Genomic DNA, 24,234 nt, shown 5'->3' with positions numbered 1-24,234 from the left:
GTCGGAACCCGGTCCGGATGACGGGCCTTCGGGGAAACTGCGCGCCATCCATGCCGCAAGAACCTCGGCACCGGCCTAATGTTCCAACGCTGCCGGATTTTTGAGGATGCGCCATCCCCAATCCGCGCCACCCGTTCCAGGCGGGATGCCAGCACCTGGGCGCGTCGCTGAAATGAATTCAGACGACACGCTTTAAGTCTTTGTTTTGATGCCCGTCGTCCCAGAACCGCTGCGCATTCTGGGCGACATGCATTAAAAAGAAGCCCGGACCAGGAGCCGGGCAAGAGAGGTCTTGGGAACATGCTGACCGGGGGTCACGTTCAGCGTTTGCTAATTTGGCGGTTCATTATGACGGCCAGATGAAGGCACATTCGTTCGTGTCGTTGTGCTCAGCGCCTGCCTCGACGCAGAAAGAGCTTTCGACAGGAACTTCGCGGTCGTGTTGCCGTTAGCCCTCCGTGTCCAACAGGAGGTCCGGCCATGGACTGGAACCGCGTCGAAGGCAATTGGAAGCAGGTTAAAGGCAAGGTGAAGGAACAGTGGGGCAAGCTGACCGACGACGATCTCGATCGTATCGCCGGAAAGCGCGACCAGCTCGAAGGCGTAATCCAGGAACGCTACGGCCTGGAGAAGGATCGCGTGCGCCGCGACATCGACGACTGGTACAGGATGCAGGGCTGGTAACAGCCGGCTCCCAAAACGAAGGGCGTTGCCTCGCGGCAGCGCCTTTGAGTAAGCCGGTCAAGCCTGCGCGACGGCGGCGTATCCGTCTCGACCTGCAGGTCGAAACGGCATGAATGGCTCTGATGGGCTACCATGGCCGAGTTCCGCACGCGCCGAAGGCGCGCTGGATTATCCGGATCGGCTTGCCTTCGGGAGGCCCCGGGCGCGCTGCCTTGCGCCGGTTCCAGAAAGGCGCCGCATCCGGGATCAGCCTCGGACCTTATGGTCCGCCGCCAGCGGGACGCCCCGGACATCAAATTGCAGAAACGCATGAAACATGCCGCCGCCTCGAAAGTTCCTACCCGGAAGGAGTTGGCTCATGATCAACCGAGGCGACGGCGCCGAACCCGGCGATGGCAAAGCGGCTCAACCAGCACAGGGCGATGTGGAATTGCTTGCCCGCCGCCTGGCAAAGGATACGGACATCTCGGAGGACGAAGCTCGCGAACTGATCAAGCTTATCGGCCCTGACTGGACTTCACTGGTGAGAGAGGCGAGGTTCCTCAAGGGACGGCACTGATCAAAGGCTTATCGAGATTTCCCGCAGCCGGGGCGACCATCTCAGGAAAGGGTGAACCCAGCCCGGCCGCCACGGCGCCGCCCACGCCGCGCCCCTATTTGGCGGCGGCCTTCTTCTTCGCCTTCTTTACCGGCTCCTCCACCGGCTCCTGCGCAAGCCTGGCCTTGCGAAGACGCGCCGTTTTGGCAACCCTGGCCGCCGCCTCGCTGTCGATGATGGCGCGCGCGGTTTTTGTAGTGGCCTCGTTCTTGGCGTCGCCTTTCGGCTTGAACACATTCGTATCAGCCATCTGCTACCTCGCTATGCAAACGAAAAAGGCCGGGCGAACCCGACCTTCCCTCAAAGCCCCAGCGCCTGTGCCGGTACATCCGTGGTCAAAGGCGCCGACGCATGGCTTAGGCTGCCTGGAGGTTCTCCGCGGCGCTCTTGCCGCTGCGAGCGTCCTTGACGACGTCAAAGCTTACCTTCTGGCCTTCGACGAGAGAACGCATCCCTGCGCGCTCCACGGCGGAGATGTGAACGAACACGTCCGGCTGGCCGCCGCCCTGTTCGATGAAGCCAAAGCCCTTGGTGGCGTTGAAAAACTTCACGGTTCCAGTAGTCATACGATTTCCTTTCAAATCGACGCAAATTACCGCCGCTTGGCCGAATGCCAAACGTCACGGTTTTCGAAATTGAGAGGGAAGATCGTCGGGCGCAAAAGCCCTGAAACAACGTTCGTTCAACAAGATCGATGTCACACATATAGCGTTTAAACTGACTCCCGGCAAGACAACCCCCGATATATTTATGCTGGACCCTTTTCGGCACCCGACCGGATCCGCCCTCTGATGCGAAAGTGACGATGACGGCGGAACCGACGTCATCGCCGCCAGTTACTCACCATCTTCGTTAGCTCTTGCTTATCTACGTAAAACACCTGTCCGAGCCTGTCGTGCAAGTCGCTCCGATTACCCCTGGCCTCGGCTGCCATTGCGCCAGCGCTCGGCCGGGCATGGAAGAACCAAGGATGGCCGAAGTCGGTTCGCACATCGAGAGAGAACGAAGCAACACGACGGCGAAGGGACCTTTGCAACGGTTCCTGCGCACGATCGGCCCCGGTTTTATCACCGGCGCATCCGACGACGATCCCTCCGGTATCGGAACTTACAGCCAAGCCGGCGCGCAGCTCGGTTTTGATATCGGCTGGACCATGCTGTTCACCTTCCCGCTGATGGCGGCGATCCAGGAGATCGCCGCCCGCATCGGCCGCACCACCGGCAGGGGGATTTCCGGCAACCTCAGCAGACACTATCCCTCCCCGCTGCTCTGCGTCGTGGTGGTGCTGCTTTCCGTCGCCAACGTCATCAATATCGGTGCCGACCTCAGCGCCATGGCGGACGCGTTGGAGCTGCTCATCGGCGGGCCGAGCCCGCTCTATGTCATCGCATTCGCGATCGTCTGTACCTGCGCGATCGTCTTCATCGACTACACCCGCTACGCGAAAGTGCTCAAATGGACAACTTTGAGCCTCTTCGCCTACGTCATTGCCATGTTCGCCGCGAATGTAGCCTGGGCCGATGCGGCCAAGGGCCTGCTTGTTCCGCACATTGAATGGAGTGGCGCTTTCTTCACCACGCTGCTCGCGATCCTCGGCACGACGATCTCGCCTTATCTGTTCTTCTGGCAGGCCTCGCAGGAAGTCGAGGAGGAGGAACTCAAGCCAAGCGCCAAGCCGCTGCGATGGGCGCCGTGGCAAGCTTCCAGGGCATTCCGGCGGATACGCGCCGATACGGTGGTCGGAATGGCGTTTTCGAATTTGATAGGCGTCGCGATCATCTTCACCACGGCCGCCACGCTTCACAAGGCGGGGGTGACCGATATTGCTTCGTCCACGGACGCGGCCAAGGCTCTGGAGCCGGCCGCCGGAAAGTTCGCCTTCATCATTTTCTCGATGGGAATTATCGGCACCGGGCTTTTGGCTGTGCCGGTGCTGGCGGGGTCAGCGGCTTTCGCCGTCGGCGAAGCCTTGCACTGGACGGTGGGGCTGCAGCGCAAGCCGAAGGAAGCGTTGGCGTTTTACGTCACACTCGCCGCCGCGACCGCTCTTGGCACCGGGATCATGTTTACCCCGATCGACCCGATCAAGGCGCTTTACTGGAGCGCCGTCATCAACGGCATATGCGCCGTTCCCGTGCTGATCGTCATGATGCGGATGGCCGGCCGCAAAGACATCATGGGTGAATTCCCGGTTCAGGGTTGGCTGCGCGCACTGGGATGGCTAACGACAATGACCATGGCAGCCTCGTCAGTAGGCCTCATCGCGCAGTGGTTTGCGTGAATCCCGAGCAGGGGAACGCGGCTTTTCAGATGCGACAGTCGGGCGGTTCATGCGTCGGTCCGGCCAATTGCCTGGCCGCGGCGGTGCTTCGTCGTCGTCAATAACAATTGATGCTTTTAGCTGTGTCGCCGCATGTATTTCTTTCTGGAACAACTTTGGTCGGGCCGTGTTGGTGGTGATCCAACCCCACCAGGAGATTCAGAATGGCGACGACGAAAGCGGCCTCGAACAAGGGCCTCAACGAACTTTTCCATGACACGCTGAAGGATATCTATTTCGCCGAGAAGAAAATCCTGACGACGCTGCCCAAGATGGCGAAGGCGGCGCAGGACGACGCGCTGAAAATGGCCTTCGAGAAGCATCGCGACCAGACGGAGGAACATGTCGCCCGTCTCGAGGAAGTGTTCGAGGTGATCGATAAGAAACCGGCGGGGAAGACTTGTGCCGCCATCATAGGCATCACCGAGGAAGGTGCCGAGATCATGGACGAGTACAAGGGCTCGCCCTCGCTCGACGCCGGCCTGCTGGCTGCCGCCCAAGCCGTCGAGCATTACGAGATCTCTCGCTACGGCACGCTCAGGACTTGGGCGCAGGAACTCGGCCTGACGGAGGCCGTCACCTTGCTCGACAAGACGCTGAACGAAGAAAAGGAAACGGACGCCGCGCTCACCCAGCTTGCCGAATCCGCGGTCAACGTCGCGGCTGAAGCCGCATAGCGGACGATCCGCTGACGGCCGCCGAGCCCGGGCAGCTTGCAAGGGCTCGCTGCCACATTGCAGGTCTAATCGAACGACGGCGGCCGCTGCCCGCGCCACCAACGATCTTAGCTGTTTGTTGGACCGACAATTCGTCGTGGATGGCAGAATTGGCGCGCCGGTTCTTGCAGCGACCCCGGGCCTCTTGACGGTCAAGATCTACAAACCCATATCGCCGCTGAGCTTGGGCCGCTGTCGGCACCAAGCCGTTGCCTGAACTCAATTGTTCGTTCGATTGGAGGACGTTATGAACGATCGCATGTTCGACAGCCCTGTTTTCGTGAAGAGCGGAGACAGCCTCATCCAGGAAATCGCGTGCCTGGAAGATGCCCTGGAATTTCTCTACGCGTGGCCCAAGAACAGGCGCGGAACCATTTTTGAAACGGCACTTCGTGCCTGCCAGCGGGCATTCGACAGCGGCTATCCGCTGACTGCCGCCAGAGATGCCTTTAGCGGTTTCGCAAGGTCGGTCAAAATTCTCGAAGACGTGAGTATGCCCTTGCCATGGATGACCGGCAAAGGCGGCCGCGGTGGCGGACTGACTGTTTGAAAGTTTCGCGGTTATGGGAGTTCGCGATGCTTTCCAAACCTTTCGAGAAACCCCTTCGCGTTTGGGTCGGACTGGGCTTTCCCCGGCAACTGAACACCGTCGTCGATGCCTATCAGTTCGCGACCGACTGGTGCGGCAATAGCCCGGAGCAGAAAGCGGCTATCCGTGCCTGCAAGGCGGCTTTGGCCGGTGATGTCGACGCGGAAACCGCACGAGGCGTTTTCGCCGCATTCGCGCGCAAGAAGGATATCCTCGTCGAGGACGGACCAATCCCCCTCGCGATAGAAAAAGCTCGGCCGTCAGATTACCGATGAGGATCGGGGCGCGCCCCGCGACCGCTGTCGGGGCGCCTCACAGCGTGCCGCATGTCATCCGGTCCGCCCCTTGGCACTGGATCGTTGGCCTCGAATGAACGCCCACCAGTCGCGGGAATGATGGGCGTTCAAACAGTTGACGATGAAGGGACTCAAATATCCGTCAAACCGTCCCCAACCACCAACGGCGGGCCAAGGTTTCACTGCTTGGACCAAAGCGGCGCTGCGTGCGACTTCAGTCCCAAGTGAGTTGTATGTCGCGGCCGGGCCAGCCTGCCTTCCCGGTTTCCAGCAAGTGCCTCATGCCGCAACCTTCGTGGAGGAATATCGGCTAAATGGAACCTCGATCCTGATTGTCTGTTCATTGGAAGGCGGGCCAACATGACCAGATCGTCGCTTCATCTTCTCAAGGGTGCAGGGTATCTGATTTCCACAGTGAGCGTGGCGCTGCTGGCGATCGTCAGCTGGGACAGTGCCTCGAAAAGTCCGTTGTTGATTGCTTGTCTGCTCGGCGGAGCCGCTACCTCGGTTATCGGCATGTTCTGCCGCTGGCTGTCCTACGAAATCGAGAAACGGCAGGAAGAACGGCGGTAAGGCACGAGCCTGGCGACGAGGTCGTATCAGCCTGAGCGGCGCAAGACCCGCGTGACAAGCAGAGTGATCAGGCTGCCGAGGACAATCCACAGGACGATCCCGCCGCCGGATGCCCGAGGCGCCGCCGCGCCGACACTTGCACCAGCGTCGGCCGGCATCGTCGTCTCGGGTTTGGCTACTTCTTCGGCATGGTGCAGCGCAGCCCGGTCGGTTGCATTCGCGACGACCGGCGCGAGGTCGCGCCGGCTGCCGCGCCGTACCGAATAGGCGCGGGTAATCTCGGCGCCGAAAAGAAAAATCTGTGCCGAGTAATAAACCCAGACCAGCACCACCATCAGCGCGCCCGCCGCTCCGTAAGACGTCGCTATGGCGCTGGTGCCGATGTACCAGCCGATCAGCGACTTGCCGATGGTGAAGAGCAGCGCCGTGACCGCGGCGCCGATGCCGACATCGCGCCATTTGAGCGTGCGGTCCGGCAGGACCTTGTAGATGGCGGCGAAGAGCAGCGCGATCAATGCGAAGGAGACGACCGTGTTGATGCCGCTGACGATCAGCGTTCCAAACGGCAGGCTGCGGTTAATGACTTCGCCAAGCGCGGCGATTGCAGTGCTGGCTGCAAGCGACACCAGCAGCAGGAAGCCGAGCGCCGCCACAAGTCCGAGGCTCACCGCCCTCGCCCGCACCAGGCGCGAAAACGACACGCTGGTGGGCTTGACCTTCCAGATCTCGTTCAATGTCTGCTGCATCTCGCCGAAGACGCCGGACGCGGTGATTAAAAGCGTGACCAGCCCGATCAAGGCGGCCAAAGTACCGGACCCGCGCTGCGAGGCGGTCTCGACCGTTGCCTTGAGAAGATCAGCGCTCTGCGGTCCCATGACGCCCGATATTTGTGCCGAGAGCGCCAGTTGCGCGGCATCGTTGCCGATGACGAACCCGGCGATCGCGACCACGATCAGCAGGATCGGCGCCAGCGAGGTGGTGGCGTAGAAGGCCATCGCCGCGCCGTGGCTCAGCGCATTGTCGGCAATGTAGCCGGAGACGCTTTCCTTGAGGATTGTCCAGCCTTCGTTGGCCCAGCGCGGCATCTTCTTCCTCTATTTTGGGCGTGGATCCTTGAGGTCGGCTCCGATGGTGGGGAATTCCCCTGCCCGGCGCCTCGCCACCGCTTCGGCCAGGGCTAGCGCGGCGTTGGTTACTTCAACCTGAACGTCCTTGTCAGCGTCGAGCTCGTCATGGCTGGTTGCATAGGGCTTCCAGTAGCCAATATAGCGATCGAGTTCGGCAATCTCGCCGACGGGATCGAGCTTCATCGAACGCAGCCAGTCGGCAAGCGCATGCCGCACGTTCGCAGCGCCTTCCGTATCGCCATGAACGACAACCGAAAACAACCGGCCTTCGAGATGGCGGGGATAGCTCCAGCCAGCGAGTTCGGCTTGCTTGGCAAGCGCTGCATCCTTGCCCTGCGTCAAAGACGGATCGGGATTGCCACCGTCAGCGCAGACCAGCCGGTCCATCATCAACTTCACCGGCGAGGAGGTCTGGTACCAGTTGACGGGCGTGACGATCATCACGCCATGTGCCTCGACCCAAAGGGGATAAATGTCGTTCATCCAGTCGTGCACCTGGCCGAGCGAATGGTTCGGATAGCACGAGCACGGCCAGTGGCAGAGCGCCGCCGCTGTCGAGAAGCAGGCCTTGCAAGGGTAGATCCTGCGGCCATATTCGGAAGCGAGCCGCGACAGATCGAGCACTTCAACGGAAAAGCCCGGCCTGCCGGCAATGGCGCGGCGCGCCAGTTCGACGAGACGAAAGCTTTTCGACATTTCGCCCGGGCAAGTATGCTCGCTGCGTGAGGAGCCGTTGATGATCAGGATGCGCGAGGGTGCAGTTCTGTCCTCGTGGCGCCGTTGCGCGGCCTTGACCGCATCGTGAGCGGCGATCCATTCGACGGAGAGATCGTAGCTTGGGTCGTGAAAACCCTCTCCCGCTTTGCGGGTCACCGGACTTTTGCGTTCCTCGCTATAGGCCTGCCAAGCGATTTCGGCCAGCCTGCCTATGGCTTCGGCCTCCGGCTCGAAGGCCGGATCGTAGAACAGCTTCCTGTAGCGTTGCTTGAACTCGCTCTCGCCGAGACGCGGGCTGGGCATGCCCTTGCGCGGTTCGACGCCGCCACCGTTTAATTCCGTATCCACTGCCATGTACTGCCCCAAGCTCGGAGCGGGCCGGGTGGGACAAGAGCTCGACTGCCTTTTCGTTGGCCAGGGCGGGAAGCCGGAGAAACCAGCCCTGTTCTCTTTGCCACCAGGTCCGGCTGACGCGGCCCGCAAGTCACAATCCTGTGCCGGTGCAATGGTTCCCAATGGCACAGGCAGCCCAGCAGGATCGCCAAAAGCAGCGGTGAATTTGCAATGAGAAACAACGGGCCTATATTTAGCTGGCTAAGTGATTCATGGCGCGGTGAACCGATGGCCAAGAAGAAGCACAGACGGCCGGCTTCCACTGTTTCGGCGGCTTCCGAGGCCGAGATCCTCGAAGCGGCTTATTTTGCCCGCAAATGCGGCCTCACGCGTGAGGAGGCATTGCAGATGATACGCGAGGCCCACAACTTGCCGGCCGCCAGGGCGACCGAAGGCGAGAAGCGCAAGCATTGAACCCTTGTTGTTGAAGACGGCCTCATTGGCCGGTCTGCGGCGGAATTTCGCCCGGCTTGATCACCGGCATGTCGCTGCCTGTCGGGGGCGGCGGCGTCGCGTTTTTGTCGCCGGTCGGCGGCGGCTTCAGCACGCCGCCGCAATTGCCGAGTTTTTTCGACAGCTCATCGGTGTCGGCCTGCTGCTTCTGTTTCTGCTGCTGGTCGTTGGCGTCGGGCTTGGCCTGGCAGTTCTGCGCCTGCTGGTCGTTCGGCTGGGCGGCATTCTGGGCCACCGCCGGCAGGGCCGGGATCAGGGTGACGACTGCAATGAGAAGCGCTTTTTTCATGAGATCCTCCTCATGGGTGTCAGTAACCCCCGATGATCGGCAGGATTTCGCCGGTGATGTAGCTTGAGCATTGCGGCGAGGCCAGGAACACGTAGGACGGCGCGATCTCTTCCGGCTGGGCGGGCCGCTTCATCGGCGTCTTGGCGCCGAACTGCGAAACGTCTTCCGCTTGTTTTTCGGATGGGTTGAGCGGCGTCCAGACCGGACCCGGCGCCACCGCATTGACGCGGATACCCTTCGAGATGAGGTTGCCGGAGAGAGCGCGGGTGAAGGCGTGAATGCCGCCCTTGGTCATCGAGTAGTCGACCAGTTCCTTCGAACCCTCGATGCCGGTGACCGAACCCGTGTTGATGATCGCCGAGCCCGGCTTCATGTGCGGCACAGCTTCCTGCGCCATGTGGAAATAGCCGTAGAGATTGGTCTTCAGCGTGGTGTCGAAATGCTCCTCGGTCAGATCGGCGAAATCGGTGGAGTGGATTTGAAAGGCGGCATTGTTGACCAGCACGTCGAGCTTGCCAAAGGCCTTGAGCGTTTCCGCCACCGCCTTGCGGCAGAAGGCGCGTTCGGCCACGTCGCCGCGCAAGGTGATGCAGCGCCTGCCCTCCGCCTCGATCGCATGCTTAGTCGCCTCGGCATCGCGGTCCTCGCTGAGATAGGCGATGGCGACATCGGCACCCTCGCGTGCGAAAAGCACGGCCACAGCGCGGCCGATGCCGGAATCGCCGCCGGTGATCAGCGCGACCTTGTCTTTGAGCTTGCCCGATCCTTGCCAGAAGGGCGCATCATAAAGCGGCGCCGGCTCGATAGCCCATTCCTCGCCGGGCTTGGGATGATGCTGCTTGGGAAAAGGCGGTACCGGGTACGGGCGTGCTCCGGCCTGCATGGCGCCCGGCGATTTGGGTTTCGGCTTGCTGCGGTCGGTGGCGTCGACTTTGCGCTGCACGCCGCGCTGCCTGTTCGCGGCCTTCGCCGTGTCTGTCTTCTTGGCGGTCGCTGATTTTCTGGCTGTGTCGGTTTTCGTTCGGCTGCTGGTCGGCATGGTGGTCTCCTTTCGGAGGACAACGCATGCCAACGGAAAAGGTTGGCCCCTGGATCGCCGCACCTCGCCGAGATGCCTGCGCGTACATCAAAGTTAAATGCGGCCGCCCGGCCGCGGTGCTAACGCTTGGTCGCTGGGGGACTCTTCAGGAGGAGTCCACATGGACGTTCGAACTCTCATCGGCAGTCTCTCGGCCGCAATGCTGCGCCGGCGCGCCGCAGCGCCACCAGTCCCCGTCAGGGTGATCCGTGCTTCGCTGGCCGAAGTGCCGCTCAGGCCGCGCCCACGTCCGCCGCACCGCCCGGCGCCGCCGGCCCGGCCCGCGAGCAATATGTAGCCTCGGATTTGCAGCCTCGGACCATCCGGCCGGATGCAACCGACTGCCGAAGTCATCGTTTACTGCCATCCGCAATTTTTACGGTGAAACATGAAATCCATGCGTACGAACAGCCCGCTTTTTGTCCTCGCCGCCGCCATGATCACGGCCGCGCCCTTTGTCGGTCTTGCCTGGCGCACGCGCGAATGGCTCGGATGGTGAAGGACCGATGAGCCGTTTCCTGCCCCTCACCATACGCTTCGTCAGCGGCGGCACGATGGTGGTCACCACCGTCGCCGAGGCCAAGAAGGCGCTCGGAGGCGCATGGAAGAACAAGGAGGCGCCAGCCTATCTCGAAGCGGCCCGGCTGGTGGACGACGCGATCGCCGGCACCTGCCGTCCGGCCATCGCCTTTGCCGCCTTCAAGAAGGTCGCCGCGCAGCAGGGCCTGCTGAGGCCTGCCCAGCCGAGTGCCGCGCTTACCATGCTGGACGAGTTGTGGTCGCGCTCCAAGACCCCGCGCAGCTAGATGCCTATCTCGGCTCGCGCGTCATGCTGAGATAGGTTGGATCGAATTCGGCGATCGCAACCAGCCGCTCCCAGTCGAGGATCGTGATCATATGGTTCGTCCAGCTGACCACGTTCATGCGGCGCAGCGTGCCGATGACCCGGTTCATATGGACGACGGAGAGGCCGAGCACGTCGGCGAGCTCGGCCTGCGACAGCGGCAGATGGAAGCTCATCTCGCGCGTCTTTTTCACCACCTGCAGCCTGACGAACAGCTCGCATATCAAATGCGCGAGATGGGAGGTCTTGGAGCGCCGGCCCATGGCCACGATCCATTCGCGGTGGATGGCGCCATCGACCAGCGTGTCCAGCCACAACAGCCGGGTAAGGTGCGGCGCCTGCTCGGTAATCGTCTTGAGCTTGCTATGCTCCGCTGCGGCGACGTGGCAGGGAGATAGCGCGACGATGCCATGGTCCATCGTCTTCAGCAAAAACGCATGAAGGTCGACGAAATCGCCCGCGACCTGCAGCGAGGTGAACTGGCGGCCGCCGTGCTCCAATACTTTGTAGCGGGCGGCAAACCCGTCGATGATGAGCGTGCTGTAGGTCGGCCGCGTGCCTTCCGTGACGATATCCTCGCCGGCGGCGACGTATCTTTCGAGCGGCATGGCGCCCGCGAGCAGCGCCTTCTCTTCTTCTGACAGCGCGTCATGCTGGCCCAGGTTGAGGTAAAGCGATTCCAGCATCCGCGGTTCTCCATGCGCAACAGCTAACGCCGCAGGGCCGGGCCGGTTGCAGGCGGCGGCGCAGCAAGGGCCGGCGCAGCGCGGATTCTCCTGGGGATCAACCGCTTGGAACCATGATCGGGGCCAGGGATTGAACTTGCCAAACGCCCGGAGTGCTTCATCGATGGAACGCTACTATTTCGACCTCCATAACGCCGAGCATGGCCAGATTGACGACCACGGGCAGCTTTTTGCCGACCGCGAGCGTGCCCGTCTTGAGGCGTTGCGCATCCTGCACGACATTGCCCGCGACGAGGCGCCCGGGACCGAACAGTTGAAGATCACCGTGAAGCTGCGCACCGAGAAGGAGCAGATATTCGAGGCTTCGCTGACGCTGGACTCGGCCTGGAAGTGAGGCCTTTGCCATCCGCATCGCATCCCGCCGGAGCCAAGCATGTTCGCCGATTTTGACACATTGGAAATAGACACCGGCGAGGCGCGTATCTTCGTCCGCCATGGCGGCAGCGGGCCTGGCCTGCTCCTGCTGCACGGCTTTCCCGAAACGCATGCGATGTGGCGCGACGTGGCGCCCAGCCTGGCGCGGGATTTCAGCGTCGTCTGTGCCGATCTGCGCGGTTATGGGCAAAGCTCCTGCCCGCCATCGGCCGCCGACCATGCGCCCTACGGCAAGCGCGCCATGGCGGCCGACATGGCGGCGCTCATGGGGGACCTCGGCTTCCAACGTTTCCTGGTCGCCGGCCATGATCGCGGCGGGCGCGTCGCCTACCGGCTGGCGCTCGATCATCCGGACCGTGTCGAGAAGCTCGCCGTGCTCGACATCGTCCCTACCGCCGAGGTCTGGGACCGGGCCGATGCCAGGATGGCGCTAGGCTTTTGGCCATGGTCGCTGCTGGCGCAGCCCGAGCCGCTGCCGGAGACGATATTGGCGGCGACGGCCGAAGCAATCGTCGACAATGCGCTTTCCGGCTGGGGATCCACAGCCGACGCATTCCCGCCCGGCGTACGGCAGGCTTATGTCGATGCGCTGCGCGATCCGGCGCATATCCACGCCATCTGCGAAGAGTATCGCGCGGCGGCTTCGCTCGACCGGCTGCACGACCATGCGGACCGCGAGGCCGGCCGGCGTATATCCTGCCCCGTGCTGGCGCTGTGGAGCGAGCATGGCGCACTGGCCGATTGGTATCGGGACGAAGACGGACCGCTGGGCATATGGCGGAACTGGGCCGACGATGCCAGCGGCGGGGCGATGCCCGGCGGCCATTTCTTTCCGGAGGAATCGCCGATCGAAACGGCGGCCACGCTCGACGCCTTCTTTTCCGGAAGATAGAGGCGATCCTTTCCGGCAGATGGCGCCGGCCGGCCAAGCGGCCGGTCGGCCTGGCTCACCTCAGCATCAGCCAGAGCAACGGCAGGGCCGCCAGGCCGATCGCCATTGCGATGAGCGCGGCATGGCCGAGACGCTCTGCGCGCCTGGCAATATCGGCGACCTCGTCCTCGTCATTGATGATGTCGAGGAACGAAAGATCGGCAAGGGTGGTACGCTGGTTGTCATTGGCAGGCAGGCTTTCGGCATCCTGCCGAGCGGGCTTTGCAGAGATATAGGTCAAAACGTCGTCTCGCTCCGAGGTCGGCTGCGCGGCCTTCTGTTTATGCATAACGGTGCCCGCCGGAATTGCGCGGGGCTGACCGGCGGGCACCATGATAGCCGGCGATGGAGGGGGCTTTCTCGTCGGCCGCTCACCAATTCGCAAAAGGAGGTTTGGTTGCACAAGCCAGCCCAATGCGCTGGCCGGATCGGACTTCAGTCTGACGAGTCACAAAATGTTTCGACCGGAACATCGGTTGCCGGTGCCTGTTGCCCTTACTCAGGGATGTTGGACGCGTCCTTGAATCACCCTCAAGAAAATCCGAACCAACGGAGAATTCGATATGCCCAATCAAGGCGGAACCCACGAACAGCACGTCAAAGCCGGCCAGCAGAGCCACAAGAACCGCGAAGACCAGCATCGCGGCAGCGGGCAGCAGCAGGCCGAGGACCGCAACATGGGTCAGCGGAGCGCCGGCCAGCACCGGGGTGGCAGCGGCAACTTCGCCGAAGACCGCCAGCGCGCCTCCGAGGCCGGCCGTAAAGGCGGTCAGCGCTGAATTCAAATGGCGTCCGTGTCCTTCACGGACGCCATTTCATCTGCCCGCGGGATCGACCCCGCGATGGAACTTCTGCCCCGCCCTCCAGTTCCTCTTCAGTCGGTTGCCCAGGCTGCCGTCGCAGGAGTTTGAACGGAGGCATCAATGTCGCTGCAAACGCTTCATCCCGAACAGGTGGATGAGACCCGCATGCAAGCTTACTCGACCTTCGGTCCGTTGCTGATCCAAGCTCTGGCGCAGAAACTTGGGCACTGCCAGGGCATGCGCGAGTTGGACAAGCTCGAACAATCGCTTGTTCGCCTGATCGAGGAGACTGACGTCGCCGCTCCGCACGGCGAGGAGATGAAGGAATTCGCCGTCGAACTCGTCGTGTCGACGCTGCGCAATGTGCGCGAGCATCCCGACGCCAAGCAAGATCTGGAAGAGATCGACGGACGTCGCGCCGAAGGCCGTTCGGAAGACCCGGATACGCTGGAGGAACAGTTGCAGTCCGGCCTTGAGGACTCCTTTCCGGCAAGCGATCCGCCGGCCGTGGTCTCGACCGCGATCACCGGCGGCTCGAAGGACATCGTCGGCACCGACGAGGTGCTGCGCCGCAAGAAGGAAGCGCGCCGCAGGCACACCCAGACAGCGGACTGATACGGCGGAAATCGAAGGAGGCCTGCGATGACCCAGGCGAACGACAATATACCGAACCGGCCGGGCGCCGCCGATGCGACGGCGACCGGCAATTTGCCGACCAAGGGCGGCGACGATCCCGACGTGCGCTTCCTGGCGGAGAACACCGATCTGTCGCCGAAGCAGGCGCGCGAACTGATCCGCGAGCACGGGCACGACCGCGACAAACTCTTGAAGATCGCACGGACCATGAAAGCGGAAGGCTGACGGTTCTCCAAGGATGGAGGGCAAACGGCTTTCTCGAAAGCGAGGTTAAGATGAGCAATTCACCCAATACCGGACGTCCCGGAACCTCCGATCAATGGCCGCGCTGGGAAGGCCCGAAGGCCAACAAGCCGCGCGGCTATCTGCCGGCCAAGGATGATCCCGACGAGGATCGCGACGCGGCCGACGAGAACAACAAGGATCCGGAACGGGCCGACCTCGGCGACGTCGCCAAGAAAAAGAGTTCCTGAGACTCTCAATCACTCAGCGCAACAAGGAGCAGGACAATGCCACGAGGAGATAAATCGAAATACACCGACAAGCAGGAACGCAAGGCCGACCATATCGCCGAAGGCTATGAAAAGCGCGGCGTGTCCGAGAAGGAAGCCGAGCGGCGCGCCTGGGCGACGGTCAACAAGGACGACGCCGGCGGCAAGAAGGCAGGCGGCTCCGGCCGCGGCAAGCACACCGGCCATCCGGCGGCGCATAAGGGCGGGAAGGCTGGCGGCAAGGCTTCGGGCGAGCGATCCGCGGCCGCGCGCTCCGCTTCCGCGAAGAAGGCAGCGGCCACGCGCAAGCGCAACGCGGAGCACCACGCCCATCATTGAGGACTTTGCCTTCTCCCCTTGTTGTGGAGAAGGCAAGAGCCTCACAGCGGCATCTCCGAGGTCTGCTTGATCGTCTGGCTTGGCACATCCGTCTTGACGTTCTGCACGCCCTTGATGCGGCTCAGATGCTCCGACTGGAAGCGGCGGTAGTCGTCGATGCCGGCCGCCACGATCCGCACCATCGCGTCGCAGTCGCCCAGCATCAGATAGCACTCCATCACTTCGGGGAATTTCGCCACCTCGGCGGCGAAATGCTCGATCGTGTCCTCATCCTGCTGCTTCAGCCAGATGCGGGTGAAAAAGGTCTGGCCGCGGCCGATCTTGGCCGGGTTGAGGACCGCGACGTAGCGATCGATGACACCGGCCTCCTCCAGCAACTTGACGCGCCGCAGGCAAGGCGACGGCGAGAGGCCGACTTCCTTGGCCAGATCGTTGTTGGCCATGCGCCCGTCGCGCTGCAGGACGCGCAGAATGCGCCTGTCGATCTCATCCAGCTTCATAGTGCCAAATTCCAATCTCTTGCTTGAACGCGCTATTCAATGCTAAATTTTGGCAGAAACGGGGCATCTTCGCAACCCGATTGCGAGGCAATTCGGCTATAGTGCCGCACCGATAGCAACCCACAACCGAGCGGGAGAACGGCGGCCGCGAGGCCAGCCGAAAGCAAAGCCATGAGCGTTTCCGAGATCGCCCTCGCCGAGGGTCAAAGCGCCGATGGACGCGGCGGCGAGTTCCGACGCGGGCTCGCCGCTTCGACGCCGGTGCTGCTCGGCATCATCCCCTACGCGCTGGTGCTCGGCGCGCAGGCCGCGCAGAAGGGCCTGAGCGTGGCCGAGGTGCCGCTGATGACCGGCCTCAACTTCGCCGGCGGCTCAGAATTCGCCGCGATCCAGCTCTGGACTTCGCCGCCGCATATCCTGTTGATCGCCGCCATCACCTTTCTGGTCAACAGCCGGCATTTCCTGATGGGCGCCGCACTCGCGCCGTTCATCAACCATCTGCCGAAGCGGCAGGTTTTTCCGGCGCTGTTTCTGATGTGTGACGAGAGCTGGGCCGTAGGCCTCGCGGATGCGCGGCGGCGCGCCGACGTCGGCATGCGGCCGGCCTTCAGCCTGGCCTTTTATTTGGGCGCCGCGCTGCCCTTCTATCTCGCCTGGGTGGCGTTTACGACCTGCGGCGCGGCACTCGGGCCGGTGCTTGGCGACGTCGAGACCTACGGTTTTGCCTTGGCTTTCCCTGCTGTCTTCCTGGTGTTGCTTCGGGGCATGTGGACGGGCTTTGCCGCGGCGCGGCCCTGGCTGGTCAGCCTGGCGGTGGCGACGCTCACCTATCTCGTCGTGCCCGGCGCCTGGTATGTGGCGGCCGGTGCGCTGTCCGGCCTGGTGGCCGCGTGGTTCCTGGCAGGTGAGAGATGATCGATCCGATGACCGTGCTCGCCATCCTGGCGATGGCCGGCGTGACGTATCTCACCCGCGTCGGCGGCTATGTGGTGCTGAGGAACCGCGCGCTCGGCCCGCGCGCCACGGCGGTGATGGAAGCCGCGCCCGGCTGCGTGCTGATCTCGGTGATCGCTCCGGATTTCGTCTCGAAGAATCCGGCCGATCTGGCGGCGCTTGCAATCACGGTGCTGGCGGCGACACGGCTGTCGATGCTGCCGACGGTGGTGATCGGGGTGGCTTCGGCGGGCATGCTGAGATGGCTGATAGGCTAGCTGCCTCAGCCGCCGTAAAGCCCGAGCTCGTCCAGCTGGATCGATGCGGCGTCGCCTTCGCCAGGTCCGTCCGCATGCTGCTTCAACGCGGCATCCAGCCTTTTGCTATCGCTGCCTCGCGGATCGGCTATCGCGTCGACGAGCCTATCGAGAGAAACGCCAAGCTGGTCCAGGCCAAGCTGTCTCTCGATCTCGGCGATCGCCGACGGCGATTGCCGTTTCAACGCTTCGACGGCGTTCTTGATCGCCGTACCGTAGGACGACACTGACTCATATTCGGCCTGATCGATGCGGAACTCATTGCCCGCACGTTCCATCAGTCGGACCTTCGTCGCTGTGATATTGAGGTTGTCGAGGCTGAACTTGGATGCTGGGGCCGTGGACTCCGCCTGCATGAGCGGCGAAGCCGCGGCGCCGACGGCGCTGTGGCTACTGGCAGCCGGCCTGGCCGTCGGCAACAGGCGCTGCGGCTGCAGGGTCACAATGGCGATGTTGACGGTCGAGGACATTACGGGTCTCGCAGGCGGCCCTCCGTCATGGTTCGGACGCCGGACAGTCGAGCCAAGACGTCATGTCCCGAGCAAAGCGTTTCACAGGCAATTAGCCCAGTTGTCCTAAGAGTTCGATAGAAGGATGGCTCACCTTTTAACGATGGGCGCGTTATCACCCCAAGACTCAGTCGTCCCCGCCACCGTCATGGCCGCCGCTGCCCCCGCCGCCCTCGTGGCCACCACTGTCGCCGCCACCGACGTGGCCGCCGCTGTCTGCGCCGCCGTCATGGCTGGCACCGTCCCCGCCTTCGTGATCGCCGTCATGATTGTCGCCCTGATGATCGCCGTGCTGGTCGCCTTCATGCGAGCCGGTAGCGGCGCCGTCGCCCTTGTGCCTGGCCTCGTCATTCTCCGCGGCCTCATGATCGTCGCTGACGCTGGATGTATTGACCTGATCGTCGTCACCTTCGATCGTGGATGGCGTCACCCCGCCACCGTGGTCCGAGCCGGCATAAGACGGCTGCGTGGCGAAGATGCCGAGCAGGCCGATTGCAGTTGCCGCAACCAAGGGAAGGGTTTTCATCCACGCGCTCCGGTCCGTTTTGTGAGATCGGATCATCGTCGCGCCGGATTACGGCGCCCTTAAATGAGTGATTGAAATTTTAGGAACGCCTTACTTTTGTGCCGACCTAGCATGCGGCCGCGACGGTGACGCAGTGCCGCTTACGGCTCTTGCCACGATCGCCTCCAGCGGCTCGGGCCGGTGCAGGAAGTAGCCCTGGCCATAGGCAACGCCCATGTCCATGAGGATCTCCAGCGCGTTCCTGTCCTCGACCTTCTCTGCAACCACGGCAGCGCCCATCGAGCGGGCGATACCGGTGATCGCCGAAACGATCTCGCGGTCGAACCGGCTTTCGGCGATGTGCTCGACGAAGGAGCCGTCGATCTTGATGGCATCGACGGGGAAGCGCCTGAGATATTCGAACGAACTCATCCCGGCGCCGAAATCGTCGAGGCTGACGCGGCAGCGGCGTTGCCTGGCCTTGCGCACGAACTCGGCCGCGGCATCGAAATTGGTGACGGCGGCGGTTTCGGTGATCTCGAAGCCGATGGCCGGCGCCGGCGCGCCACTGTCGGCGATGGCCTCGTCGACGAAATCCCAGAGCTGCGGATCGGAAAGCGTCTGCGCCGACAAATTGAAGTCGAGCGAGATGGCGCCCGCGCGCATCGCCTCGCCATGGCGCGTCAGCGCGGTGCGGATGATCCAGCGGTCGAGCCGGGCGGCAAGGCCGAAGCGTTCGGCGACCGGCATGAAATCGCCGGGCGGGATCATCTTGCCGTTGCGGGCCTCGAGCCTGGCCAGCACCTCGACGTGGCGGCTGTCTTCCCATGGCTGGCCGAGCCGATGGATTTGCTGGCCGAACAGCTTCAACCGGCCGTCCTCCATCGCATCGACAAGGTCCGCGGCCAGCCGTGCGGCATTGAGGCCGGCGCCCGACGTCGTTTCCGGCGAGAACACCGCGAAGCGGTCCCGGCCGCCGGCCTTGGCGGCGTAGCAGGCATCGTCGGCGCAGGCGAGCGCGTCGGCCACGCTCATGTTGGGGTCGCGCACGAAGGCGATGCCGATGCTGGCGGCAAGCCTGCGCGAGGTGACGGCAGTGCCGATATCGGCGTCGCGCACCGCGGCAAGCACCGCGCGGGCAAGGTGCTCGGCACAGGCGTCATTGCAGTTCGGCACCAAAAGCGCGAATTCGTCGCCGCCGAGGCGCGCCGCCTGCGCCGACGCGGGCAGGCTGGCGAGGATGCCCGCCGCGACGCTTTTCAGCGCGAGATCTCCGGCGGCATGGCCGGCATAGTCGTTGAGCGCCTTGAAGTAGTCGAGGTCGACATAGAACACGGCAAGCGGCAGGCGCCCGGCCATGGCGATGTTCTCCGCAAGCAGCCGGTCGAAGGCCGAACGGTTGAGCAACCCGGTCAGCGCGTCGTGACGCGCGGCGAAGGCAAGCTCCTCGGCGCGCGTCTTCTCCTCGGTGATGTCTCGTACCGTGCCCAAAATCTGGCCGGCCGAGCCGACGCCGGCAATGAAACGCACCAGCGACTCGAGATGGCGGACCTGGCCGTCATGCAGGACGATCCGGTACTGCGAGGCGACGACGCTGTTCGAGCCGGGGGCGATCAGATGCGCTCGCTCGGTAGCTTCCTTGTCGTCGGGATGAAGGTAGGTGTGCCAGAGGTCGGCCGTCACCTCATCGGTATCGGCAACCAAGCCGAAGATCTCGCGGGTGCGCGCGTCCCAATAGCTCTTCTTCGTACCGATATCGTGGTGCCAGATGCCGGTGCCGCTGGCGGCAATCGCGAGGCGGAAGCGGATGTTGACCTGCTCGAGCGCCGCCTCGGCCTCTTTCTGGCGGGTGATGTCGGTCTGCACGCCCATCATCCGAAGCGGCTTGCCGTCGGCGTCGCGCTCGACAATGCCGCCGCGGTCGAGCACCCAGACCCAGTGGCCGTCCTTGTGGCGCAGGCGCAGCTCCGTCTCGATGGAATCGACGAGGCCCGCAATATGCCGGTCGCCGCTTTCCTGCGCGCGCTGGCGATCGTCGGGATGGGTCAGCTTCAGCCAGAGATCGGGCGTGTTGGCGAGCTCGTTCGCCTCATAGCCCAACATCTTCGACCAGGTCGGCGAGTAGTAGCAATCGCCGGTCGACAAATTCCAGTCCCATAGGCCGAGATGAGCGCGATCAAGCGCCAGCGACCAGAACTTACCGTTGCGTTTATCGTCGTCCGCCATTCCTTGTTCTTGCCATCCCGTCCGGGCAATATTGCATGAAAGCAGAGAAAAAAGGGTTACCGGGAGTGGTTCAGTTAATCTCCCCCCAAGAGGGGGAGATGGCCGGCAGGCCAGAGGAGGGCGTGAAGGATCGCGGCGCTGATCTTGTTGGGGTGGAGCTGGTCGCTACCGGCTTGGCTGTGACTGCAAAAAACTGAAACGCCGGTGGGACAGCGCCCCCTCTGGCCTGCCGCATCTCCCCTCTTGGAGGGAATTTAGCGCTCGACCGCCGTCGCCGATCGCCTAGCCACTGCGAACCTTCTTCGCACCACCGTCGCAAGTTTTCCTGGAATTGCTCTCAGGCAGTCTGCAGGAACACCTCTGCCGGCGCCATCCCGACCAACTCGGCAAAGCGGCCATGGTCGGTGGCGCCCTCCGAGTTGACGACGAGCACGCGGGAGCCGGCATCGAGGCCTAACGCCGCGCGCATCTGCCCGTCGCCCGCAGCGCGGACCAGTCCGGCGAGCCCGACGCCGCCGCTCTCGCCGGAGACGATGGCCGGATCGTTGCCCAAGGGCCGCGCCAGCCGCTTCATCACGGCGACCGCGTCCTCTTCTTCGACCGTCATGAAGGCATCGCCGACGCGCGCCAGCACGCGCCAGGCGACCAAGGACGGCTCGGCACATTCGAGCATCGCCATCACGGTCGGCTGCTGCTGGGCGATCGTCACCGGACGTCCGGCCTCAGCCGAGGCGTAGACGCAAGCCGAGCGCCGCGGCTCGACCACCACGGCTTTCGGCCGCCTGGAGCCAAGCATGACCGCCACATGGCCGGCGATCGCCGCCGCGAAGCCACCGACGCCAGCCTGCAGGAAGACATGCGTCGGTGGCTCGGCCAAGCGCCGCAGCGTCTCGCGCACGATCACCGTGTAGCCCTGCATGACCAGTCCGGGGACGCGCTCATAGCCCAGCCAGGACGTGTTGGAGACGATCTTCCAGCCGCGCTCGGCACCGACGCGGGCGACTTCGCGCACCGCATGGTCATAGCCGCCCTCGACCTCGACAATCTCGGCGCCGAAGCGAGCGATGGCCGCGACACGCTCGCGGCTTACGCCAGCATGGACGTAAATCACCGAACGCGCGCCGACGAGGCCGGCCCCCTGCGCCACCGAACGGCCATGGTTGCCATCCGTTGCGCAGCAGAATGTCATCTGAGCAGCGATGGCGCGCAGCTTGGGATCGTTGATCTCGCCGATATCGACATCGCGCCCGAAGCGTTTGCCCGCCTCCTCCAGCACCAGTCGCATGACGGCATACGCGCCGCCCAGCGCCTTGAAGCTGCCAAGGCCGAGACGCTGGCCTTCGTCCTTGACATAAAGCGCCGCGACGCCGAGGTGATCGGCCAGCGCCGGCAAGGCGTGCAGCGGCGTTTCGGCATGATCGTCGCGCGCCTTGAGGTAACGCTCGGCCCGCTCGCCCCCCGCGATGCCGAGCGACTCGGCATCGGCGGCAACCAACGGCTGGTTGTGTTCGGGACGTTGGTTGAGAAGCAACATGCTAGTCTTCCTGCGAGGCACTGAACTCTGTCGGCGGGCGCGATTCGGGCGCGATTTTGGATGCTTTAATTGGCTAAGTGATTGAAGTTTGTTTCGATTGGATGTCGCCGGATATTCGCTTCGGGACGACCAGATACAGCCAGCATGACTATTTTTGGTGGTATTTCACCCCCAGCGGCACGCCTATCTGATTCCTCCCGCGATCAGTCGGCCGCCAGCCGGGCGGCGACGCCAAGCAGGATGTTGGCGCCGGCGACCAGTTCGTCGGGAGCGGTGAACTCGGTGGGGTTATGGCTGATGCCGCCCCGGCTCGGCACGAAGATCATCGCGGACGGCGCGATACGGGCGATCATCTGCGCGTCGTGGCCGGCGCCCGAGGTCATGCGCCGGCACGAAAGGCCGGCGGCCCTGGCGCCGTCCTCGATCAGCGAGACGATGCGGGCATCGAAGGTCACCGGCTCGAAACGCGCCAGGCTTTCGGCATGGACGGTGACGCCGGCGCTTGCGGCCAGCTTGTCGAGGAAGGCGGCAAGCGCCGCCTCCTCTTCGCGAAGATGCGTTTCGTCGGGATCGCGCAGGTCGATGGTGAAGATCACCCGCGACGGGATGACGTTGATGGCGTTCGGCTCGAACGCGATGGTGCCGACGGTGGCGACGGTGCGCGTCGACGAGGCGCTGGCCCGGTCCGCCAAGAAGCCGATCACGCGGGCGGCGGCGACGCCTGCGTCCTTTCGCATCGACATCGGCGTGGTGCCGGCATGGTTGGCCTCGCCGTCGATGGTAACGCGCTGCCAGGAAATGCCCTGCAGGTTTTCGACCGCGCCGATGGCGATGCCCTCGCGCTCGAGCACCGGCCCCTGCTCGACATGCAGCTCGACATAGGCATGCGGCTTGAGGAAGCCGGGCTGATGCCGACCGGCATAGCCGATGCGCTCCAGCTCCTTGCCCAGCACCGTGCCGTCGGTGCCGACCGAGGCCAGCGCTTCCTCGAGGTTCCGACCGCCGGCAAAGACCAGCGAGCCCATCATGTCGGGCGAGAAGCGCACGCCCTCCTCATTGGTGAAGGCGGCAACCACGATCGGGCGCGCCGGCGCGAAGCCGGCCTCCCTCAGGCTCTCGATCGCTTCGAGGCCGGCAAGCACGCCATAGCAGCCGTCATAGATGCCGGCGTCGATCACCGTGTCGATATGCGAGCCGAGCATGACCGGCGGCTGGCCCGCATTGGCGTCGTCCCGCCAGACGCCGAAAATGTTGCCGATGCGGTCGACGGCGACCTCGAGCCCTGCCTCTTCCAGCCAGCCGACGAAGCGGTCGCGGCCGAGCCGGTCCATCTCGGAGGCGGCGACGCGGACCAGCCGCCCCTGCGCATCGCGGCCGATACTGCCGAGCTCCTGGATACGGCCGAGAAGCCGGTCGGCGTTGATCATCAGATTGCTCATGCCGGCAGCCTCGCTTGCGCGACTTCTTCCGGCGCCATTCCGACCAGCTCGGCATAGCGGCCGGGATCGGTCGCGCCTTCGGAATTGATGATCAGCACGCGGGAATTCCCATCGAGACCAAGCGCCGCGCGCATCGTCTTGTCAGCGGCCGCGCGGATCAGACCGGCGAGCCCTGCCCCGCCGCTCTCGCCCGAGACGATCGCCGGATCGTTGCCGGCAGGTCTCGCAAGACGGTTCATCACCGCGACGGCATCTTCCTCGTCCACGGTCATGAAGGCATCGCCGATCCGCGACAGCACGCGCCAGGCGACCAGAGACGGCTCGTAGCATTCGAGCATCGCCATGACAGTGGGCTTGCTGTGCGCGATCGTGACCGGGCGTCCGGCCTTGGCCGTCTCATAGACGCAGGCCGCGCGCGCCGGCTCGACCACGATTGCCTTCGGGCGATCCTCGCCAAGCATGATGGCGAGATGGCCACCTACAGCCGCGGCGAAGCCGCCGACACCGGCCTGAAGGAAGACGTGGGTGGGTGGCTCAGGCAAACGCTTCAGTGCTTCACGCACGGTCACCGTGTAGCCCTGCATCACAAGCCCGGGTATGCGCTCATAGCCCGGCCAAGACGTATCGGAGACGACGGTCCAGCCGCGCTCGGCGGCGACGCGGGCGGCCTCCCTGACCGACTGGTCGTAATCGCCGGCGACGCGCACCATTTCGGCGCCGAAGCGGGCAATGGCCGCCACGCGTTCGTTGCTGACGCCGGAGTGGACGAAGATGACGGAGCGCGCGCCGACAAGGCCGGCACCCTGCGCCACCGAGCGTCCATGATTGCCGTCGGTGGCGCAGGCGAAAGTCATCTGCCCGGCCATCGCCTTCACCTCAGGCTTGTGCAGGTCCTCGACCGCGACGGCGCGGCCGAGCTGCCTGCCTGCCTGCTCCAGCACCAGATGCATGACGGCATAGGCGCCGCCCAACGCTTTGAAGCTGCCGAGGCCGAGGCGCTTGCCCTCGTCCTTGACGTGCAGCGCGCCGATGCCGAGTTCGCCCGCCAGCGCCGGCAGGGCGTGCAGCGGCGTCTCGGCATGGTTGTCGCGCGCGGCAAGGAAGCGCTCAGCCTCGTCGGCCCCGGCGAGCCCAAGCGTCGCGGCGTCCTCCTCGGTCAGCGGATGGCGATGGTCCGGGTGGCGGTTGAGCAGGAACATGGTCGGCTTTCTCCTCTTGACGACTGAAATTTATTGCAGGCCAAGCGAGAAAGGCGCTCTGTTTTGGCGCTTGA

At 63.8% G+C, this 24,234-nt stretch carries 34 protein-coding genes; 19 read left to right on the top strand and 15 right to left on the bottom strand.

Going from position 1 to position 24,234, the window contains the following annotated elements; genetic code table 11:
- Positions 1–480: 480 nt before the first annotated feature.
- Entirely contained in the window at positions 481–684 is a 204-nt protein-coding gene (locus LB535_RS11250; protein WP_095768401.1) for a CsbD family protein, read from the top strand.
- A gap of 358 nt (positions 685–1,042) precedes the next feature.
- On the top strand, positions 1,043–1,243 hold the full coding sequence (locus tag LB535_RS11245; RefSeq protein WP_095768501.1) for a hypothetical protein: 201 nt from the start codon (positions 1,043–1,045) through the stop codon (positions 1,241–1,243).
- Between the two features lie 94 nt (positions 1,244–1,337).
- Here the strand turns inward: LB535_RS11245 and LB535_RS11240 are convergent, their stop codons facing one another.
- Together LB535_RS11240 and LB535_RS11235 are read right to left on the bottom strand one after the other, a co-directional pair.
- Positions 1,338–1,532 (bottom strand): hypothetical protein, encoded by a 195-nt coding sequence (locus tag LB535_RS11240; RefSeq protein WP_224632208.1) that lies wholly within the window; start codon positions 1,530–1,532, stop codon positions 1,338–1,340.
- 106 nt (positions 1,533–1,638) lie between these two features.
- Positions 1,639–1,848, bottom strand: coding sequence for a cold-shock protein (locus tag LB535_RS11235; protein ID WP_095768399.1), 210 nt, complete (start codon positions 1,846–1,848; stop codon positions 1,639–1,641).
- Between the two features lie 404 nt (positions 1,849–2,252).
- Here LB535_RS11235 and LB535_RS11230 point away from each other — a divergent pair, with 404 nt between their 5' ends.
- The 5 genes from LB535_RS11230 to LB535_RS11210 all read left to right on the top strand — a co-directional run bounded on the left by LB535_RS11230 (position 2,253) and on the right by LB535_RS11210 (position 5,776).
- Positions 2,253–3,563, top strand: a complete 1,311-nt coding sequence (locus LB535_RS11230) for an Nramp family divalent metal transporter (RefSeq protein ID WP_224632207.1) — start codon at positions 2,253–2,255, stop codon at positions 3,561–3,563.
- A 203-nt stretch (positions 3,564–3,766) separates the two neighbouring features.
- Positions 3,767–4,279, top strand: coding sequence for a ferritin-like domain-containing protein (locus LB535_RS11225; protein WP_224530884.1), 513 nt, complete (start codon positions 3,767–3,769; stop codon positions 4,277–4,279).
- A gap of 286 nt (positions 4,280–4,565) precedes the next feature.
- The gene (locus LB535_RS11220) at positions 4,566–4,868 is read left to right on the top strand and encodes a DUF982 domain-containing protein (RefSeq protein ID WP_140840699.1); all 303 of its coding nucleotides are present in this window, start codon (positions 4,566–4,568) and stop codon (positions 4,866–4,868) included.
- A 26-nt stretch (positions 4,869–4,894) separates the two neighbouring features.
- Positions 4,895–5,182, top strand: a complete 288-nt coding sequence (locus LB535_RS11215; RefSeq protein ID WP_224530880.1) for a DUF982 domain-containing protein — start codon at positions 4,895–4,897, stop codon at positions 5,180–5,182.
- Between the two features lie 381 nt (positions 5,183–5,563).
- Positions 5,564–5,776 (top strand): hypothetical protein, encoded by a 213-nt coding sequence (locus tag LB535_RS11210; RefSeq protein WP_224530878.1) that lies wholly within the window; start codon positions 5,564–5,566, stop codon positions 5,774–5,776.
- Between the two features lie 26 nt (positions 5,777–5,802).
- On the opposite strand, the gene LB535_RS11205 is transcribed toward LB535_RS11210, so the two are convergent.
- Positions 5,803–6,861 (bottom strand): YihY/virulence factor BrkB family protein, encoded by a 1,059-nt coding sequence (locus LB535_RS11205; protein ID WP_224530875.1) that lies wholly within the window; start codon positions 6,859–6,861, stop codon positions 5,803–5,805.
- 9 nt (positions 6,862–6,870) lie between these two features.
- The gene (locus LB535_RS11200) at positions 6,871–7,974 is read right to left on the bottom strand and encodes a flavodoxin family protein (RefSeq protein ID WP_095768393.1); all 1,104 of its coding nucleotides are present in this window, start codon (positions 7,972–7,974) and stop codon (positions 6,871–6,873) included.
- 267 nt (positions 7,975–8,241) lie between these two features.
- Here LB535_RS11200 and LB535_RS11195 point away from each other — a divergent pair, with 267 nt between their 5' ends.
- Positions 8,242–8,427 carry a hypothetical protein gene (locus tag LB535_RS11195; RefSeq protein WP_224632206.1) on the top strand — a complete coding sequence of 62 codons (186 nt, stop codon included), beginning with the start codon at positions 8,242–8,244 and terminating at the stop codon, positions 8,425–8,427.
- Positions 8,428–8,449: 22 nt separating this feature from the next.
- Here the strand turns inward: LB535_RS11195 and LB535_RS11190 are convergent, their stop codons facing one another.
- Positions 8,450–8,755: a hypothetical protein gene (locus LB535_RS11190; protein ID WP_095768391.1), complete on the bottom strand. Its 306-nt coding sequence runs from the start codon at positions 8,753–8,755 to the stop codon at positions 8,450–8,452.
- Positions 8,756–8,774: 19 nt separating this feature from the next.
- A complete protein-coding gene (locus LB535_RS11185) occupies positions 8,775–9,794 on the bottom strand; it encodes an SDR family oxidoreductase (RefSeq protein WP_224632205.1) in 1,020 nt (339 codons plus the stop codon).
- 545 nt (positions 9,795–10,339) lie between these two features.
- Between LB535_RS11185 and LB535_RS11180 the strand changes: the two genes are divergently transcribed.
- Positions 10,340–10,639: a DUF982 domain-containing protein gene (locus LB535_RS11180; protein WP_095768390.1), complete on the top strand. Its 300-nt coding sequence runs from the start codon at positions 10,340–10,342 to the stop codon at positions 10,637–10,639.
- 4 nt (positions 10,640–10,643) lie between these two features.
- Here the strand turns inward: LB535_RS11180 and LB535_RS11175 are convergent, their stop codons facing one another.
- Positions 10,644–11,363, bottom strand: a complete 720-nt coding sequence (locus tag LB535_RS11175; protein WP_224632204.1) for a Crp/Fnr family transcriptional regulator — start codon at positions 11,361–11,363, stop codon at positions 10,644–10,646.
- Between the two features lie 163 nt (positions 11,364–11,526).
- On the opposite strand from LB535_RS11175, the gene LB535_RS11170 reads away from it, so the two are divergent.
- Both LB535_RS11170 and LB535_RS11165 read left to right on the top strand, forming a co-directional pair.
- The gene (locus LB535_RS11170) at positions 11,527–11,757 is read left to right on the top strand and encodes a DUF6894 family protein (protein WP_095768388.1); all 231 of its coding nucleotides are present in this window, start codon (positions 11,527–11,529) and stop codon (positions 11,755–11,757) included.
- A gap of 39 nt (positions 11,758–11,796) precedes the next feature.
- Entirely contained in the window at positions 11,797–12,690 is an 894-nt protein-coding gene (locus tag LB535_RS11165) for an alpha/beta fold hydrolase (protein WP_224632203.1), read from the top strand.
- Between the two features lie 55 nt (positions 12,691–12,745).
- Here LB535_RS11165 and LB535_RS11160 read toward each other — a convergent pair whose 3' ends face one another.
- Complete coding sequence (locus tag LB535_RS11160; RefSeq protein WP_224632202.1) at positions 12,746–13,018, bottom strand: hypothetical protein; 273 nt, start codon at positions 13,016–13,018, stop codon at positions 12,746–12,748.
- 274 nt (positions 13,019–13,292) lie between these two features.
- On the opposite strand from LB535_RS11160, the gene LB535_RS29060 reads away from it, so the two are divergent.
- From LB535_RS29060 to LB535_RS11135, 5 genes are all read left to right on the top strand, one after another.
- Positions 13,293–13,508 (top strand): KGG domain-containing protein, encoded by a 216-nt coding sequence (locus LB535_RS29060; RefSeq protein WP_095768385.1) that lies wholly within the window; start codon positions 13,293–13,295, stop codon positions 13,506–13,508.
- 144 nt (positions 13,509–13,652) lie between these two features.
- Positions 13,653–14,147: a hypothetical protein gene (locus LB535_RS11150; RefSeq protein ID WP_224632382.1), complete on the top strand. Its 495-nt coding sequence runs from the start codon at positions 13,653–13,655 to the stop codon at positions 14,145–14,147.
- A 27-nt stretch (positions 14,148–14,174) separates the two neighbouring features.
- Positions 14,175–14,393: a hypothetical protein gene (locus LB535_RS11145; protein ID WP_140840683.1), complete on the top strand. Its 219-nt coding sequence runs from the start codon at positions 14,175–14,177 to the stop codon at positions 14,391–14,393.
- 50 nt (positions 14,394–14,443) lie between these two features.
- Complete coding sequence (locus LB535_RS11140) at positions 14,444–14,641, top strand: hypothetical protein (protein WP_095768383.1); 198 nt, start codon at positions 14,444–14,446, stop codon at positions 14,639–14,641.
- Between the two features lie 36 nt (positions 14,642–14,677).
- Positions 14,678–14,998, top strand: a complete 321-nt coding sequence (locus LB535_RS11135) for a plasmid stabilization protein (RefSeq protein ID WP_095768382.1) — start codon at positions 14,678–14,680, stop codon at positions 14,996–14,998.
- A gap of 41 nt (positions 14,999–15,039) precedes the next feature.
- Here LB535_RS11135 and LB535_RS11130 read toward each other — a convergent pair whose 3' ends face one another.
- Positions 15,040–15,498, bottom strand: coding sequence for an Lrp/AsnC family transcriptional regulator (locus LB535_RS11130; RefSeq protein WP_224632201.1), 459 nt, complete (start codon positions 15,496–15,498; stop codon positions 15,040–15,042).
- Between the two features lie 171 nt (positions 15,499–15,669).
- Between LB535_RS11130 and LB535_RS11125 the strand changes: the two genes are divergently transcribed.
- Together LB535_RS11125 and LB535_RS11120 are read left to right on the top strand one after the other, a co-directional pair.
- Positions 15,670–16,413, top strand: a complete 744-nt coding sequence (locus LB535_RS11125; RefSeq protein ID WP_224601430.1) for an AzlC family ABC transporter permease — start codon at positions 15,670–15,672, stop codon at positions 16,411–16,413.
- A complete protein-coding gene (locus LB535_RS11120; RefSeq protein ID WP_224530856.1) occupies positions 16,410–16,709 on the top strand; it encodes an AzlD family protein in 300 nt (99 codons plus the stop codon). Before LB535_RS11125 ends, LB535_RS11120 begins: the two co-directional genes overlap by 4 nt.
- A 5-nt stretch (positions 16,710–16,714) precedes the next feature.
- Here the strand turns inward: LB535_RS11120 and LB535_RS11115 are convergent, their stop codons facing one another.
- The 3 genes from LB535_RS11115 to LB535_RS11105 form a co-directional block, all read right to left on the bottom strand.
- Positions 16,715–17,218 (bottom strand): hypothetical protein, encoded by a 504-nt coding sequence (locus LB535_RS11115; RefSeq protein ID WP_224632200.1) that lies wholly within the window; start codon positions 17,216–17,218, stop codon positions 16,715–16,717.
- Positions 17,219–17,384: 166 nt separating this feature from the next.
- Positions 17,385–17,783 carry a hypothetical protein gene (locus LB535_RS11110; RefSeq protein WP_224632199.1) on the bottom strand — a complete coding sequence of 133 codons (399 nt, stop codon included), beginning with the start codon at positions 17,781–17,783 and terminating at the stop codon, positions 17,385–17,387.
- Between the two features lie 90 nt (positions 17,784–17,873).
- Positions 17,874–19,988, bottom strand: a complete 2,115-nt coding sequence (locus tag LB535_RS11105; protein WP_224632198.1) for an EAL domain-containing protein — start codon at positions 19,986–19,988, stop codon at positions 17,874–17,876.
- 35 nt (positions 19,989–20,023) lie between these two features.
- On the opposite strand from LB535_RS11105, the gene LB535_RS11100 reads away from it, so the two are divergent.
- Complete coding sequence (locus LB535_RS11100) at positions 20,024–20,185, top strand: hypothetical protein (RefSeq protein ID WP_224632197.1); 162 nt, start codon at positions 20,024–20,026, stop codon at positions 20,183–20,185.
- A gap of 140 nt (positions 20,186–20,325) precedes the next feature.
- On the opposite strand, the gene LB535_RS11095 is transcribed toward LB535_RS11100, so the two are convergent.
- From LB535_RS11095 to LB535_RS11085, 3 genes are all read right to left on the bottom strand, one after another.
- The gene (locus tag LB535_RS11095; protein ID WP_224632196.1) at positions 20,326–21,522 is read right to left on the bottom strand and encodes a diaminopropionate ammonia-lyase; all 1,197 of its coding nucleotides are present in this window, start codon (positions 21,520–21,522) and stop codon (positions 20,326–20,328) included.
- 203 nt (positions 21,523–21,725) lie between these two features.
- Entirely contained in the window at positions 21,726–22,961 is a 1,236-nt protein-coding gene (locus LB535_RS11090) for a Zn-dependent hydrolase (RefSeq protein WP_224632195.1), read from the bottom strand.
- Entirely contained in the window at positions 22,958–24,160 is a 1,203-nt protein-coding gene (locus tag LB535_RS11085; protein WP_224611539.1) for a diaminopropionate ammonia-lyase, read from the bottom strand. Before LB535_RS11085 ends, LB535_RS11090 begins: the two co-directional genes overlap by 4 nt.
- Positions 24,161–24,234: the final 74 nt, after the last annotated feature.

The organism is Mesorhizobium sp. CA10 (genome assembly GCF_020165285.1).
GTDB lineage: Bacteria > Pseudomonadota > Alphaproteobacteria > Rhizobiales > Rhizobiaceae > Mesorhizobium.
The sequence above is the reverse complement of the archived record's forward strand: the minus strand, read 5'-3'. Positions and strand labels throughout refer to the sequence as shown.

Excerpts from the sequence above, each read along its gene's own strand:
- LB535_RS11120 (WP_224530856.1), top strand. The coding sequence starts at position 16,410 with ATGATCGATCCGATGACCGTGCTCGCCATCCTGGCGATGGCCGGCGTG.
- LB535_RS11170 (WP_095768388.1), top strand. The coding sequence starts at position 11,527 with ATGGAACGCTACTATTTCGACCTCCATAACGCCGAGCATGGCCAGATT.
- LB535_RS11180 (WP_095768390.1), top strand. The coding sequence starts at position 10,340 with ATGAGCCGTTTCCTGCCCCTCACCATACGCTTCGTCAGCGGCGGCACG.
- LB535_RS11110 (WP_224632199.1), bottom strand. The coding sequence starts at position 17,783 with ATGAAAACCCTTCCCTTGGTTGCGGCAACTGCAATCGGCCTGCTCGGC.
- LB535_RS11200 (WP_095768393.1), bottom strand. The coding sequence starts at position 7,974 with ATGGCAGTGGATACGGAATTAAACGGTGGCGGCGTCGAACCGCGCAAG.
- LB535_RS11240 (WP_224632208.1), bottom strand. The coding sequence starts at position 1,532 with ATGGCTGATACGAATGTGTTCAAGCCGAAAGGCGACGCCAAGAACGAG.
- LB535_RS11195 (WP_224632206.1), top strand. The coding sequence starts at position 8,242 with ATGGCCAAGAAGAAGCACAGACGGCCGGCTTCCACTGTTTCGGCGGCT.
- LB535_RS29060 (WP_095768385.1), top strand. The coding sequence starts at position 13,293 with ATGCCCAATCAAGGCGGAACCCACGAACAGCACGTCAAAGCCGGCCAG.
- LB535_RS11245 (WP_095768501.1), top strand. The coding sequence starts at position 1,043 with ATGATCAACCGAGGCGACGGCGCCGAACCCGGCGATGGCAAAGCGGCT.
- LB535_RS11230 (WP_224632207.1), top strand. The coding sequence starts at position 2,253 with ATGGCCGAAGTCGGTTCGCACATCGAGAGAGAACGAAGCAACACGACG.
- LB535_RS11185 (WP_224632205.1), bottom strand. The coding sequence starts at position 9,794 with ATGCCGACCAGCAGCCGAACGAAAACCGACACAGCCAGAAAATCAGCG.
- LB535_RS11210 (WP_224530878.1), top strand. The coding sequence starts at position 5,564 with ATGACCAGATCGTCGCTTCATCTTCTCAAGGGTGCAGGGTATCTGATT.
- LB535_RS11215 (WP_224530880.1), top strand. The coding sequence starts at position 4,895 with ATGCTTTCCAAACCTTTCGAGAAACCCCTTCGCGTTTGGGTCGGACTG.
- LB535_RS11205 (WP_224530875.1), bottom strand. The coding sequence starts at position 6,861 with ATGCCGCGCTGGGCCAACGAAGGCTGGACAATCCTCAAGGAAAGCGTC.
- LB535_RS11165 (WP_224632203.1), top strand. The coding sequence starts at position 11,797 with ATGTTCGCCGATTTTGACACATTGGAAATAGACACCGGCGAGGCGCGT.
- LB535_RS11125 (WP_224601430.1), top strand. The coding sequence starts at position 15,670 with ATGAGCGTTTCCGAGATCGCCCTCGCCGAGGGTCAAAGCGCCGATGGA.
- LB535_RS11085 (WP_224611539.1), bottom strand. The coding sequence starts at position 24,160 with ATGTTCCTGCTCAACCGCCACCCGGACCATCGCCATCCGCTGACCGAG.
- LB535_RS11130 (WP_224632201.1), bottom strand. The coding sequence starts at position 15,498 with ATGAAGCTGGATGAGATCGACAGGCGCATTCTGCGCGTCCTGCAGCGC.
- LB535_RS11250 (WP_095768401.1), top strand. The coding sequence starts at position 481 with ATGGACTGGAACCGCGTCGAAGGCAATTGGAAGCAGGTTAAAGGCAAG.
- LB535_RS11225 (WP_224530884.1), top strand. The coding sequence starts at position 3,767 with ATGGCGACGACGAAAGCGGCCTCGAACAAGGGCCTCAACGAACTTTTC.
- LB535_RS11190 (WP_095768391.1), bottom strand. The coding sequence starts at position 8,755 with ATGAAAAAAGCGCTTCTCATTGCAGTCGTCACCCTGATCCCGGCCCTG.
- LB535_RS11140 (WP_095768383.1), top strand. The coding sequence starts at position 14,444 with ATGAGCAATTCACCCAATACCGGACGTCCCGGAACCTCCGATCAATGG.
- LB535_RS11145 (WP_140840683.1), top strand. The coding sequence starts at position 14,175 with ATGACCCAGGCGAACGACAATATACCGAACCGGCCGGGCGCCGCCGAT.
- LB535_RS11115 (WP_224632200.1), bottom strand. The coding sequence starts at position 17,218 with ATGTCCTCGACCGTCAACATCGCCATTGTGACCCTGCAGCCGCAGCGC.
- LB535_RS11090 (WP_224632195.1), bottom strand. The coding sequence starts at position 22,961 with ATGAGCAATCTGATGATCAACGCCGACCGGCTTCTCGGCCGTATCCAG.
- LB535_RS11100 (WP_224632197.1), top strand. The coding sequence starts at position 20,024 with ATGAAAGCAGAGAAAAAAGGGTTACCGGGAGTGGTTCAGTTAATCTCC.
- LB535_RS11175 (WP_224632204.1), bottom strand. The coding sequence starts at position 11,363 with ATGCTGGAATCGCTTTACCTCAACCTGGGCCAGCATGACGCGCTGTCA.
- LB535_RS11095 (WP_224632196.1), bottom strand. The coding sequence starts at position 21,522 with ATGTTGCTTCTCAACCAACGTCCCGAACACAACCAGCCGTTGGTTGCC.
- LB535_RS11160 (WP_224632202.1), bottom strand. The coding sequence starts at position 13,018 with ATGCATAAACAGAAGGCCGCGCAGCCGACCTCGGAGCGAGACGACGTT.
- LB535_RS11235 (WP_095768399.1), bottom strand. The coding sequence starts at position 1,848 with ATGACTACTGGAACCGTGAAGTTTTTCAACGCCACCAAGGGCTTTGGC.
- LB535_RS11135 (WP_095768382.1), top strand. The coding sequence starts at position 14,678 with ATGCCACGAGGAGATAAATCGAAATACACCGACAAGCAGGAACGCAAG.
- LB535_RS11220 (WP_140840699.1), top strand. The coding sequence starts at position 4,566 with ATGAACGATCGCATGTTCGACAGCCCTGTTTTCGTGAAGAGCGGAGAC.
- LB535_RS11105 (WP_224632198.1), bottom strand. The coding sequence starts at position 19,988 with ATGGCGGACGACGATAAACGCAACGGTAAGTTCTGGTCGCTGGCGCTT.
- LB535_RS11150 (WP_224632382.1), top strand. The coding sequence starts at position 13,653 with ATGTCGCTGCAAACGCTTCATCCCGAACAGGTGGATGAGACCCGCATG.